The organism is Rhodococcus tibetensis (genome assembly GCF_024438035.1).
Taxonomy (GTDB): Bacteria; Actinomycetota; Actinomycetes; order Mycobacteriales; family Mycobacteriaceae; genus Rhodococcus_F; species Rhodococcus_F tibetensis.
In genome coordinates this window covers 173,565-186,431 of sequence record NZ_JANFQF010000007.1, presented here as the reverse complement: position 1 = coordinate 186,431, position 12,867 = coordinate 173,565, and the positions used below count along the sequence as shown (strand labels likewise).

Sequence of the window (12,867 nt, the reverse complement as noted above, 5' to 3'; positions counted from 1 at the left end):
CCACCCTGTGTGGCCCCGGACGGCTGTCATCTACTGCGCTGTGAGGTCGAATCCGATGTACTCGGCGGCGTCCTCCGGGCTGGCGAACAGCAGGGTTTTCTCGTCGAGGTGGACCATGCGCCCGTAGTGGGTGGAGCTGATCTCCTCGAAGATGGAGCCGTCGAATTCCTGGCCGAGGGCGTCGGTGAGTTCCTCGTAGTCGAAGTCGAGCAGCTTCTGGCCGTCGACGCGGATCATCGACGGGTACTCGGTCAGCTCCACACCGTCCTTGGCGCCCATCACCTCCGCGACGACGCGGCCGATGGGGGTGTTCATCAAGGTGACGCCACACATGTTGGAGAACTCGGTGGACGATCCGAATTGCATGCTCACTTGTCCAACTCCTTGGGGATGTCGAGCCCGAGGTCCTCGAGCAGGGAACGGAACTTGTCGGTGGCGGCATCCAAACTGGTGGCGAAGGTGACGGCCTTGTCGGCCGGCTGCGACCAGATCGGCTGCAGGGCCCGGGCGGCGGCGAGGCATCGGGGCACCCAGGTGGCGAGCCAGGTGCCGAAGAGCTCCTTGTTCGTTTCCCCGTGCTCGGGGTCGCGGGTGAGCAATCGGAACAGGTTGCGGGTGTAGTTGAGGTCGCGGTCGTAGTCGTGTTCGCCGGTGCCCACGATGGTGGGGGTGATGTAGTCGCCGTTACCGGCGGCGATCTGCATGACCAATTCGCTGCGGAACAGGGTGCCGACCAGCTGCTCGAAGATGATGTTCGAGGCGAACAGCAGCTCGCACCAGTCCGGAACCGCGGTGAGCCGCTCGACGACCTCACGGGTGGGCTGCCATTCGGGCGCGGACTGCCAGACCTCCTTGTGGGCGGCACCGTCGAAGTTCTCGGTGGCCTCGGACAGATCCAGGTTGAACAGGGCCAGGTCCTGGGCGAAGCGCATCTTGTGGGCGGCGTTCACCGCGACAGCCGTGTTGATCATGTTCGTCGGGCAGGACCGCTGGATGGAGGTGAACACGTGCAGCGCCAACCCGTTCTCGGCGTGCATCCACGCCCCCAGGTTGCGGGAGATGAACGTCAACCACGGGGTGTTCCAGGCGTCGTAGACCCGGGCGCGCTTGGCGTTGGACAGGCACAACTCGACCTGATGGACCACCTTGGAGTTGTTGCGGTAGATGGTCTGGTCCCACTCCTCGTTCGGGTCGAGGAAGGCGTGCCAGTTCGACGACTTTGCGGCCGTCCACTCCTGTGGGTACCCGCCGGGGCCGTCACCGAAGCCGTAGATCCAGCCCTGGGACAGGTGACGGTCGGGATCGGGCTGCACGTCGACGGTCACGTCCTCGTACATCGTCGACCGCTTCTTGGCCGGCGTGTAGTAGGTGAAGGAGCGGCTGCGTGAGCTGGGGAACTCCAGCGCACCGGCTTCGGAGTCGGTGAACTCGATCTTCGGAAAGCTACGTTGCTTGGACTCGGAGGTTGCGGTCATCTCGTTTCTCAGTTCTGTCGGTGAAGCAGGAAAGTGGTTTCCTCGGTGCCTACTCGAAGGCGGGGCTGGTGAACTTGTCGTAGAAGATCTGGTCGTGCGGGGTGCCCCTCGCCTCGAGCAGTTCCAGGGCCGCATCGACCATCGGCGGCGGCCCGCACAGGTACACCTCGGCTCGACCGATGTCCGGTTCGCGGCGGCTGACGACGTCGGTGACATTGCCGTCCTCGACGGCGATCGCACCCGCAGGTGGAGGATTCATCGAATGCGACAGGCAAGCAACAAATATGAAGTCCGCCAGCCCTTTTCCGAGTTCGAGGATCTCGTCGAGGTAGAACAGGTCCTGCGGGGTGCGGGCACCGTAGTAGAAGTGAACCTGCCGGGTGTTGCCCGTCTCGCTCATGTGCCGCAGCAACGACAGCAGCGGAGCCATCCCCGCGCCGCCGCCGATGAAGACCATCGGCAGGACATGGCCGTCCTTGATGGTGAACGACCCGTACGGGCCGGTCAGGGCGATCTCGTCACCCACCGAGATCCCGTTCCCGAGCAGGCCGGCGAACTTGCCACCGGGGTACTTCTTGATGAGGAACTCGACCTCCCCCGGCGTCGATTGGGTTGTCGCCATGGAGAAGGACCGATGCTCCTCGGTTCCCGGGATGTACAGGTCGGAGTACTGACCGGGTTTGAATTCGTACGCCGCCGGTTCGACGGGCGCCAGACGCAGCGACACGATGTCCTTGGTCATCGACTCGATCCCGGTCACCCGAGTGCGCACATCTTGGATGGGGACACCGCCCAGGAGTTCGTCCTCGTCGAAGTTGAGTAGTTCGATTGTGCAGTCGCTGTATGCAGTTGAGCGGCAGAGCAGAACGTTGCCCTCGTCGACCTCGGCGTCGTTGCACGCAAACGTCGAATAGTCCTCCATCTGGATATCACCGTCGAGGACGAAGGATTTGCAGGCCGAGCAGCGTCCCTCACGGCAGCCGTGCATCAGGTGGATGCCCTGCCGGAACGCGGCATCGAGGATGTACTCGTCTTCGCCGACTTCCATCTCGATGTCGACGGGTTCGAAGTTGATTACGTGCTTGTCGGCCACGGGGGTTTCTCCTGGGCTTTGTGAAGTGAATGGTGGAGCGGTGGGTGGCGCCGGAGTGGCCGCGGCGCCACCCACCGAGCCTGAAATCAGGCCGGAACTGCGCCGCCGGCGCGGTACGCGGCGATGTGTGCGTTGCGTTCAGCCTCTGACATTTCGTTCAAGAGCACATTCGGGCTCTGGAAGGTGTTGCCCCGAACGTCGTCGAGAGTCCACATCTTCTTCGGGTCGTCCAGGTCGAGGTGCGGCTGGCCGACCAGGGTCTTGCCGTCATCGCGGACGTACCCGAGATCGGAGACGATGTCGGCGAGGTCCTTACCGTGATGCAGGGTCTCCCACTCTCGGAATCCGGTGAGCCTCCCCATGTTCGGGGTCGGTCTGCCCTGGTACTCGCTGCGGAACGCGACAGCGTCGGTCCAGTAGCAGGTTTCCGAGCAGTAGGTGCGCCACTGATCGTCAACCTTCTCCACGACCATGTCCTCACGGATGAGGGCAGGCACCATGCAGGTCCAGCATCGGTGCGGGTACTGGTACCCGACCTCCTCGAACGCGATCGGCTTGTTGCGGCCGGGGTAGGCGAGGCGGTTGTACTCCTCCCACCACTTGCCGTACTTCGAGTACCAGCCCGGGTACTTGTGCTCGAACCACTCGAAGTCCTTGTCGGTCATCGCGTCGATCCGCCAGTAGTTCACCGGCCATCCGGTGGCGAAGAACCGGGCCACCTCGTGGACGTAGCCCTTTTCGGTGATCCGCTTCCACGCCTCCTCGACCAGGTCGTGCGGGATCGTCAGTCCGTACTTCTCGAGCGGGATGAGGTAGCTGCGGTAGTAGTCGTCGTAGATCCACCGCCGCCACATCTCTGCGTAGCTCTCCCGATCCTTGCGGCGGTCCTTGGTGCCGTACTCGATGAAAGTACCGATCGCGGCGTCGACGACGCAGTGGTTGTTCCACCACGCGTACCGCAGGTCGCGTTCGAGCAGCGGACGGTTGCGTTCGTCGGCGAGTGCCATCAGCAGAATCGAGTAGCCGTTCGATATATGCCGCGACTCGTCCGACTGCACCGAGTGAAACACGGTCGGCAGCAGGTAATCGCCGTTGGCGGCGGCCTCGTCGGGCATGGCCACGAACAGGGTGTTCGTAAACGCGGTCTCGGCGACCACGGTCAGGTAGATGTTCGCCGAGGTGATCGCGTCGCCGGTGATGAACCCTTCACCGAACTGCCGGCCGATTGTGCCCGCGTAGTTGTTTGCGAACGCCTTCTCGGTCATGTCGAATCCGGCCGGATCGATGTAGTTGTTCATGTACAGCTTCTTGAGATTCATCTGGATCGTCGAGTGACGCACCTCGTCGATCATCTGCACCGCAAGCCCGTTGTGAATTTCCGGGTTGGGAACGGCGTCGATGGCCATCGGCATGGCCCTGGCCGCCGAGATCTCCGGGAAAGGGATGATCGACAGGAACAGCTTCTGCCATTCGAGCCACCGCTGCTGGACCTGGCGGAACATGTTGCCGCGGATCGCGCCGTCCATGGCGCCGTACACGCGGTTGTCCTTCTCCTCTTCCATCGGGAAGTAGGACCGCATGATCTGCTTGAGGGGGTCCTTCTTCGGAGCCTTCTCGAAGGTGTAGTCGGTGCCGAACCGGGTTGCCGGGGTTGCGAATGTCGGATCCCATGACAGTTCGGTGATCTTCGCGTGGGCCTTTGTCAGGCTTTGCCTACTCAATGTGCGCCTCCTGGATCAAGAGCCGGCCGGGTGCCGGCTGTGGGGGACGTTGTGCAATTGATTGAACCGTGTGATCCAGCCCACGACCGTCTCAGTGTGAGACTGGCATCACACCGACGTGAGTGGTGGCTTCCTACGCTGACGCACAAGGCCGCGGGTCGAACCGGAGTTGGCCTCGCCGGGAGTAATCTTCAGCGCCTATCAGGCGCGCGGTAGATAGCTCGCGCGTCGCCTGCGAGCGTGCCGTTCGCATACTGCGGAGGTGGTGGACCGCACGCCACGCGGTCTCACGGGTCGCAGCGGCCTGGCACCGCCACGAGAGATGTTGAGCGCGTTCGGCACCAGATCAACGTGCTCACCATGAGGCTATGGAGTCAGCTCGCGGCACCTGCACGGACCGGGATCCCGGATGCCGTCATGCTCCCTAGATGGAACCGCTCTGAGCATGGAGCCGCGCTCGCGTGTCAGGAACGCAGATGAGAGGGGCAGGCCCGGTCGGGATTCGGATGAAACCAGCTCGGCACCGAGGAGCCCAGGTACCGGTCGGAGGTGGTTCGCGCCGAACGCCATCCTCGGCCCAGCGACCATCATCTCCAACGCAGTGCGGCACCCCTCGAGTATGGACTCGCAGGGTGCCGCATGAAGAGATCAGGAGAGATCGAACCGATCGAGGTTCATCACCTTGTCCCACGCAGAGACGAAGTCCCGGACGAACTTCTGCTGGGCGTCGTCGGCAGCGTACACCTCAGCCAGCGCGCGCAGCTCCGAGGTCGACCCGAACAGCAGGTCGACGCGGCTTCCGGTCCACTTCACCTCGCCGGTGACGCGGTCGCGGCCCTCATAGGTAGCCGAGTCCGCAGACAATGGCGCCCAAGCCGTTTCCAGGTCGAGCAGGTTCACGAAGAAGTCATTGGTCAACGACCCGGGGTTCGAGGTGAAAACTCCCAGTGGAGACTGCTCGTGGTTCGCGCCCAGCACCCGCAGACCACCTACCAGGACAGTGAGCTCCGGGGCGCTGAGGTTCAGCAGGTTCGCCTTGTCGACCAGCAGGTACTCGGCCGGCAGCCGGTGAGTCTTCCCGAGGTAATTGCGGAAACCGTCCGCGGTCGGCTCGAGCGCGGAGAACGACTCCACATCGGTCTGCTCCTGCGTGGCATCGGTGCGGCCCGGTGTGAAGGGCACCTCGACGTCGTGCCCGGCGTTCCTTGCGGCCTGTTCAACAGCAGCAGCGCCACCGAGCACGACGAGGTCGGCGAACGAGACCCGCTTGTTCCCGGTCTGAGCGGTGTTGAAGGACTCCTGAATGCTCTCCAGGGTCCGCACCACCTGCGCGAGCTCGGTCGGGTTGTTGACCTCCCACCTGCTCTGCGGCTCGAGGCGGATACGACCACCGTTGGCACCGCCGCGCAGATCGCTGGCGCGGAAGGACGACGCCGCCGCCCACGCAGTGGAGATCAACTGCGGGATAGACAGACCCGACGAGAGGATCTTTCTCTCGAGGATGGAGATGTCATCGGCGTCGATGAGTTCGTGGGTCACCGAGGGGAGGGGATCCTGCCACAACAGAGCCTCCTCCGGGACAAGCGCCCCGAGGTAGCGGACGACAGGGCCCATGTCACGGTGAGTCAGCTTGTACCAGGCCTTCGCGAACTCGTCCGCAAGCTCCTCCGGGTGGTCGAGCCAGCGACGGGTGATCTCCTCGTAGATCGGGTCCACGCGTAACGACAGGTCAGTGGTCAGCATGGTCGGGGCACGCCGCACCGACGGGTCGAAGGGATCGGGCACAGTGCCTGCACCGGCGCCGTTCTTCGCGACCCACTGGTTCGCGCCGGCGGGACTCTTTGTCAGCTCCCACTCGTAGCCGTACAGGGTCTCCAGGAACGTGTTGTCCCACTCGGTCGGGGTGGGCGTCCAGACAACCTCGAGGCCACTGGTGATTGCGTCCTTACCCACGCCGGTACCGAAGGAGCTCTTCCAGCCGAGACCCTGCTCCTCCAGCGGTGCCGCCTCGGGCTCGGGGCCGACGTGGTCGGCGGGGCCGGCGCCGTGGGCCTTGCCGAAGGTGTGGCCACCGACTATCAGTGCGGCCGTTTCGGCGTCGTTCATCGCCATCCGCCGGAATGTCTCACGGATATCGGCAGCCGCGGCGAGGGGGTCTGGGTTTCCGTTCGGGCCCTCGGGATTCACGTAGATCAGACCCATCTGGACTGCGCCGAGCGGCTTCTCGAGGTCCCGGGCACCGCTGTAGCGCTCGTCGCCGAGCCAGGTGAGTTCCGGGCCCCAGTACACGTCCTCTTCCGGTTCCCACCGGTCGACCCGGCCGCCACCGAAACCGAAGGTTTCGAAGCCCATCGACTCCAGCGCGACGTTGCCGGCGAAGACAATCAGGTCGGCCCAGGAAACGGTCTTTCCATACTTCTTCTTCACCGGCCATAACAGCCGGCGGGCCTTGTCGAGGTTCGCGTTGTCGGGCCAGCTGTTCAGGGGCGCGAACCGCTGCATACCTGCCCCGGCGCCGCCGCGTCCGTCGGTGATGCGATAGGTGCCCGCGGCGTGCCATGCCATGCGGACGAAGAGGGGGCCGTAATGGCCGTAGTCGGCGGGCCACCAGTCCTGTGAGGTGGTCATGACCTCCTCGATGTCACGCTTCAGGGCTTCGAGGTCGACGGACGCGAATTCCTTGGCGTAATCGAAGTCCTCGTCCATGGGATTGCGCACGGCGGGGTTCTTCTGGAGGATCGCGAGGTTGAGCTGGTTCGGCCACCAGTCACGGTTTCCACCACCTTCGGTGGGGTGCCCCAGCCGACCGTGGGCAACGGGGCACCCGCCGCTCTGCTCGGATTCGGTGCTGGCCGCCGCGATCGGGGGGTGCTCTTCTGCGAGGGTTTGCGTGTTGTCGGACAAGGCTTTCCTTCCAAGGGGGGTACTTCGGGTTGTGGTTCGTTGATCGGCTATGCGAAATGCGATGGGAAGCAGTCGGGACACTGGCCCCAGAAGATGACCTCCGCCTCGTCGACACAGAATCCGTTGTCGTACGACGCGGTCAAGCAGGGCGTGTCACCGACGGCACAGTCGACGTCCGCGATAGCCCCGCAGGGCCGACACACCACATGGTGGTGGTTATCGCCGACCCGAGACTCGTAGCGGGCCAAGGATCCTGAGGTTTGGATCCGTCGCACCACCCCTGCCGCGGCCACAGCATGCAGCACCTCGTACACCGCCTGTTGAGAAACGCTCGGAAGGACGGCGCGTACCGCTCGGAGAATCGCCTCCGTGTCGGCATGCGGATTCGCCTACCGCCTCCTGTACGGCAACCCTGGGGCGGGTAACACGCAGGTCAGCGAGCCGCAGCTGCTGCCGCATCAAATCCATCGTCGAGGACACGGGCCGACTATGCCCGCTCATTTTGTAATTGATCAAGATAGTGAGTCAGATTGAGACGCATGCCCGAGGCCGCCGAGGCGACTCAACTGTGGAAGGTTTCGGCAGTTTCGGTGGTGCGGCCCTGGTGATCAGTTTTTTTCGCACAATGAACACTTTCCCACTTATACAAGCCCCGAAAACTGAGAGTGTGCCGCCCAACTGTTACGCCACCGACCTCCACCCCCACGTAAATGCTGGGCGCACGCACACGCTCATTCGTCGCATTCACGCCTGGATAGCGCCTTCGGCCGCACCCAGATGATGGTGGATCAATGTTCGAAACCGCACTGGGTATACGGCACTAGAGCGGTAGCGCGTCGCCTGGTTCTGGAAGACATCCTTCGAAGGTGCGGCGTGCGCATTCGGCGATCACCTCGGCAACGCTGCCCCGGTGCGCAAGGGTCCTGCGTTGCCGGATTGCCCCGTTACCCTGATCGAGCACCGCAGCCACCGACGTGGTCACCTGCCAATGCTCACCGAGCTCCGCCAGGGCCGGCTTGACGTGCGCCAACAGTCGGTACACCAGGCGATGCGCCGGCATCCGCTGCACGGTCACCGGATCGAGGCCGTGCCCGGCGAGCCCGTCGCGGGCAGCCAGCCAGCACGCCCCGCGTAGCACCTGCTGGTCGATCGCCGGCGCCGATTCGCCGCGGCCGATCGCCCTGATCGCGGTCATGACCAATGCGTGCACCAGGGTAGTCAGCGTCATCGTCTCCTTGATGGTGGCAGGGACATCACTGATCCGGATCTCGACAGTGGGGAGATGATTCGATACCCGCACATCCCAATAGACCATTCCGGTGTCGAGGATGGCGCCGGTCTCGAGCAACACCTGCACCGCGTCGTCGTAATGCTGCGCGGAGCGGAAGTACGGTGGCGGTCCCGCACTGGGCCACCGTCCGAACAGGACGTACCGCCAGCTTGCGTAACCGGTGTCGAGCCCACCGGCGATGGGGGAGTTGGCGGTCAGCGCGAGCAGCGCCGGCAGCCACGGCCGCAGATGGTTGCTCACCTGCACCGCTTGCTCGCGGTCCTCGATGCCGACGTGCACGTGGCAGCCACACATCACACCAGTGGCGAGGGCGCCGAATCGCTCGCCCATCTGCTGATACCGCCGTGTCTCGGTGATCGAGTCCGGCGGCGGGTCGTACATCGGCGTTCCGACTGCGAGGAGCTGGCATCCGGTGCGGGCCGCGGCGTCGGCGGTCACGGCCCGGGATTCACACAACTGATCGCGCAGATCACGGATGTGCGTGCCGACCGATGTCGACGTTTCGATCTGGCAACGGCAGAACTCGCGCTGGAGGTCGATGCCCAGCTCGTGCCCGGCTGCGCAAACCTCGGTGTTGTACAGGCTGGGGCGTCCAGTGTGCGGGTCGACCAGGACGAACTCCTCCTCCACCCCCAGGGTCGGACCCGACGATAGGAACGAGCTACTCGTCGGCCCGGTGGTAGTTGCCATTTTCGTCCCTCCAACCCGCGAACACCACCAACTTTACGAGCATCGAAGCGGTGCCTGTGCGGGACTGCTCAGTGAGCAGCGATCAACCTCGGCACGCCGGATTTCCTGGGAATGCCGGGACACCGAATCGACAACCGACCTCAGTCACGGCTTCCACTCGCAGGGTCGGCTCCCGGACTTGCAGCGCCGGCAGGAGTCCGTCGAGCAACAGCGCGTTCTTGTTCGCAGGCTCTGTGGCCCGGGCCGCGAGGGTTCCGCGAATTCGTGCGAATTCGACGAGTTCGTCGTAGACCATCGACAGTGCCGCTGCTGTGGTCTGGTCTTCCGGCGCGAGCCCGGCGAAATCCACGCCGGTCTCGTACTCGTGACGGACAGCGTGCGGACCCTGATCACAGGTGGGTTTGTTCAGATCGATCCGGAATTCCGGCCGATCGGGCGATGGCGGAGTGATCGTGCCGGCATCGGTGCAGACATGGTGCGAGATGCGGTCACCGAGAGCGTGGAGGTAGATGCCGATCCTCGCGTTCGAAGATTCGCTCCCGATCCAGGAGTCGAATTGCGCCGATCGGACCTCGCCCGAAATGACCTGCTGGCCCGTGGCGTTGGTGAACGGGATCGCGACCGGGGTCTCGATGCTGTACACGCCGTTGATCTGCGCGGGCTGAGCGTCGCCGTAACAGCCTGTGCCGGTGGCATAGTCACCATCTGCTGACGGATTGGTAAAGCCTGCCGTGCACAGTGGAGCACTACTACCCGGGCCTGCCATGGCCCAGCGCCGCACGTGCGTGAGCATGACCTCGTGTCGGGGATCGTCGATGTCGGGTCGCAAGCCGTCGGGTTCGGGATCGAGCGGTCCACGCATCGTCGGCAGAAAGTGGAAGAGAAACCCGCCGGTGGCGAAGTGGGTGCGCACGAGGCCGCCGATGTCCTTGGTGGTCCACGTGTCCGCGTCGGCGACGAGTTGGCCGTTGATGTCGCGAGGCGCGAAGGTGCCGAGGTCGGTCGCTTCGTCGTACGCCGCGATCCAATATGCATCTCGCACCGAGAAACCGACGGCGCGGGCGATGATGTACGTCGAGTCTGCGTGCACGAGGCTGCGTCCGCCGAGCGGTTGACGCAACGTGTACCCGTAGCGCGCGAATGCCTCGAGGCCGCAGATCGGACCGTTGGGGTCGTCGAGCGAACAGCTGGGCGGAAGTGGCGCGCAGTTGTGCGGCGGTGCGCCGTCCGGGCTGTAACAGATGTCTTCGGCGAAGCCAGAGGCCTGCGGTGGTGAGACGACGAACGCCGCAGCGACCAGCGTCAGCGCCACGGTGGCCAATCTCCGAATGAATCCATTCATCGACAAGCGCCTTTCCGGTCGCCCAATGCGTCCACGCTAACACCGGAGCGATAGGCGGGACTCGAATATCCGCAGTTCGGAGTTCTGTCTACCGGGATGTATCGCGCCCGGGATGGAAAGGGTTGTACTGAACCGATTTCCGATTTCAATTCACCAACAGCGTTCAGGGTGGCGATCACTACCCCTCGGGTGACTATTCGGTATCGGGCACGTGCCGGACGCTGGGAACGTCAGCAACCGCACATGTGGAGAGAGAACCCCTGCGATCGAAAGGACCCGCCGCTGTGTCGCACAATTTCGGCACCATCGTCCCCGCCGTGCACGATCACGAACTGACGGGCTCTGCCGTGCCCACCGTCGAACCCGCCCCGAAGAGCGTCCGCCACCACGGGACCCTCACCCGAATAGGGCTGTACCTGCTGCTCGCAGCCCTACCGCTGCTGGCGATCTCGGCGCAGGTGTTCGGCGTTGTGTCGATGAACACCACCGGCGCGCTGGTGATCATTCCACTCGCGGCCGTCCTCGCGGTGCTGTGCGTTTTCGCTCCGCACCCGATCGACCGCATCGTCGGGCATGGCCTCGGCTGGGGAATGTTCGCGTGTCTGGTCTACGACATCTTCCGCCTCGACACCGTGTATCTGCTCGACCTGTGGGGCGACTTCATTCCGAAAATGGGTACCTGGCTCCACTCGGGATCCGACACTCGGAGCGGCGCGATCGTCGGTTACCTGTGGCGTTATATCGGTGACGGAGGCGGAATCGGAATTGCGTTCTTTCTCATCTCCCTAGCGCTGGGCCTCCAACATATGTCGCGCCGCACCGTCGTCCTCACCTCCGTCGGCTTCGCCGTGTTCCCAGTGTGGGCCGGGCTCATCGCCACGGTCGCCCTCTCGCCCAGCGGGCAGCAAGCCATGTTTCCGCTCACGCCGACGACGCTCGTACTTTCGCTGATCGGGCACCTGATCTTCGGGTTAGTGCTCGGCCTCGGCTTCCTGCGGGCGCGGCGCAGGGTCGGCCGGCACTGGCCCTGGTTGCCGATCCTTCCGGCAGCGCGGAGGAAGAGGCGCCGTTCTCTCCACCCGGTAACCGACTCCGGAGGTGACGGCCGACCGGCCGCGCGCTTCAGGTCCGCTGTGCGGTTTCCGGCCCGTGCACGGCAGCCGCGCAGTGCGGCCCTGATCCAGGCCTGCGGGGAGTGCGGCGCGACTGCCGGTGAGAACGAACGGTAGGACTCTCGATGCGCCTGCGGCTTGCCCAGGCAGGCGCAACTCCCGTCGAGGCGTAATTGCTGTACACCACAGCGCATCCGTTGTTTCCTAGCGCGATCCCGCCCACTCCAGTAGATCGTCGGCCGACCAGGTATTGATCACCTGTTCGGGTTCGACGCCGCATCGCATCGCCCGCTCACACCCGTACCCTTGCCACGCGAGTTGACCAGGCGCATGCGCGTCGGTGTCGATCGAGAACAGACACCCGATGTCCATGGCCAGATCGATCAGCCGGCTCGGGGGGTCGCGACGTTCGGGACGGCTGTTGATCTCGACAGCGGTGCGGTGGTCGCGGCACGCGGTGAACACTTTCTCGGCGTCGAACGTGGACTCCGGCCGGGTACCGCGGCCTCCTTCGACGAGACGGCCCGTGCAATGTCCCAGCACATCAACTCGCGGATTCTCCACGGCTTTCAACATCCGCCGCGTCATCGCCCCGTGTTCGGCCCGAAGCTTCGAATGCACGCTGGCGACCACGATGTCGAGTTGGTCGAGAAGTTCCGGATCCTGATCGAGCGAACCGTCTTCGAGAATATCGACCTCGATGCCGGTGAGGATACGGAAGGGCGCCAACTCTTCGTTGAGCCGGGCGATCACCCCGAGTTGGGCGCGCAGCCGATCGGCGGACAACCCGTTGGCCACCGTCAGTCGTGGGGAATGATCTGTGAGAGCGCAGTATTCGTGACCGAGTGCCGCCGCACTACGCATCATCTCGTCGATCGGGCTGCCACCGTCGGACCAGTCCGAATGAGTGTGCAGATCACCCTTCAGCGCTTCGCGTAGTACCCCTCCGCCGAGGGGTTCCGCGTTTCCCCGCAATTCCGTGAGGTAGGCGGGAACACCGTCGAGGGCCTCACGGATCACCGTGGCCGTCTTCGGTCCGATACCCGGCAGGTCCTTCCAGCTGTCGGTGCGCTGACGGATCTCCCGCTGCTCCTCGGCCAGCCCCGCCACCACGTCGGCAGCACGCCGATATGCCTTCACCCGATGCGTCTCCGCCCGAGATCGCTCGAGCCAGAACGCTGTCTCGCGGAGGGCCTGCACCGGGTCCATCGGGCTGTCGGCGACCATGTCACCAGTGTT

The 12,867-nt window shown here is 64.3% G+C and carries 9 protein-coding genes and 1 pseudogene; 1 reads left to right on the top strand and 9 read right to left on the bottom strand.

Annotated elements, in window-relative coordinates; all coding sequences use genetic code 11:
- Window positions 1-30: 30 nt before the first annotated feature.
- The 8 genes and pseudogenes from mimD to NOF53_RS10665 all read right to left on the bottom strand — a co-directional run bounded on the left by mimD (window position 31) and on the right by NOF53_RS10665 (window position 10,516).
- Window positions 31-372, bottom strand: coding sequence for a propane 2-monooxygenase effector subunit MimD (gene mimD, locus NOF53_RS10700; protein WP_009472934.1), 342 nt, complete (start codon window positions 370-372; stop codon window positions 31-33).
- The gene (locus NOF53_RS10695; protein ID WP_255968025.1) at window positions 369-1,475 is read right to left on the bottom strand and encodes an aromatic/alkene monooxygenase hydroxylase subunit beta; all 1,107 of its coding nucleotides are present in this window, start codon (window positions 1,473-1,475) and stop codon (window positions 369-371) included. Before NOF53_RS10695 ends, mimD begins: the two co-directional genes overlap by 4 nt.
- A gap of 49 nt (window positions 1,476-1,524) precedes the next feature.
- Window positions 1,525-2,568 carry a 2Fe-2S iron-sulfur cluster-binding protein gene (locus tag NOF53_RS10690; protein ID WP_255968023.1) on the bottom strand — a complete coding sequence of 348 codons (1,044 nt, stop codon included), beginning with the start codon at window positions 2,566-2,568 and terminating at the stop codon, window positions 1,525-1,527.
- Window positions 2,569-2,654: 86 nt separating this feature from the next.
- The gene (locus tag NOF53_RS10685) at window positions 2,655-4,289 is read right to left on the bottom strand and encodes a ferritin family protein (protein ID WP_255968022.1); all 1,635 of its coding nucleotides are present in this window, start codon (window positions 4,287-4,289) and stop codon (window positions 2,655-2,657) included.
- Between the two features lie 648 nt (window positions 4,290-4,937).
- Window positions 4,938-7,193, bottom strand: coding sequence for a catalase/peroxidase HPI (katG, locus tag NOF53_RS10680; protein ID WP_255968021.1), 2,256 nt, complete (start codon window positions 7,191-7,193; stop codon window positions 4,938-4,940).
- A gap of 47 nt (window positions 7,194-7,240) precedes the next feature.
- A pseudogene (locus NOF53_RS10675) lies at window positions 7,241-7,661 on the bottom strand (Fur family transcriptional regulator).
- Window positions 7,662-8,013: 352 nt separating this feature from the next.
- Window positions 8,014-9,174, bottom strand: a complete 1,161-nt coding sequence (locus NOF53_RS10670; RefSeq protein ID WP_255968020.1) for a glutamate--cysteine ligase 2 — start codon at window positions 9,172-9,174, stop codon at window positions 8,014-8,016.
- An 82-nt stretch (window positions 9,175-9,256) separates the two neighbouring features.
- Complete coding sequence (locus NOF53_RS10665; RefSeq protein ID WP_255968019.1) at window positions 9,257-10,516, bottom strand: hypothetical protein; 1,260 nt, start codon at window positions 10,514-10,516, stop codon at window positions 9,257-9,259.
- A 284-nt stretch (window positions 10,517-10,800) separates the two neighbouring features.
- Between NOF53_RS10665 and NOF53_RS10660 the strand changes: the two genes are divergently transcribed.
- Window positions 10,801-11,745, top strand: coding sequence for a hypothetical protein (locus NOF53_RS10660; RefSeq protein ID WP_255968018.1), 945 nt, complete (start codon window positions 10,801-10,803; stop codon window positions 11,743-11,745).
- A gap of 87 nt (window positions 11,746-11,832) precedes the next feature.
- Here NOF53_RS10660 and NOF53_RS10655 read toward each other — a convergent pair whose 3' ends face one another.
- Entirely contained in the window at window positions 11,833-12,837 is a 1,005-nt protein-coding gene (locus NOF53_RS10655) for a PHP domain-containing protein (RefSeq protein WP_255968160.1), read from the bottom strand.
- Between the last annotated feature and the right edge of the window lie 30 nt (window positions 12,838-12,867).

What these genes read in the sequence shown, in the direction of transcription:
- NOF53_RS10665 (WP_255968019.1), bottom strand. Translation starts at nt 10,516, where the DNA reads ATGAATGGATTCATTCGGAGATTGGCCACCGTGGCGCTGACGCTGGTC.
- NOF53_RS10670 (WP_255968020.1), bottom strand. Translation starts at nt 9,174, where the DNA reads ATGGCAACTACCACCGGGCCGACGAGTAGCTCGTTCCTATCGTCGGGT.
- NOF53_RS10695 (WP_255968025.1), bottom strand. Translation starts at nt 1,475, where the DNA reads ATGACCGCAACCTCCGAGTCCAAGCAACGTAGCTTTCCGAAGATCGAG.
- NOF53_RS10655 (WP_255968160.1), bottom strand. Translation starts at nt 12,837, where the DNA reads ATGGACCCGGTGCAGGCCCTCCGCGAGACAGCGTTCTGGCTCGAGCGA.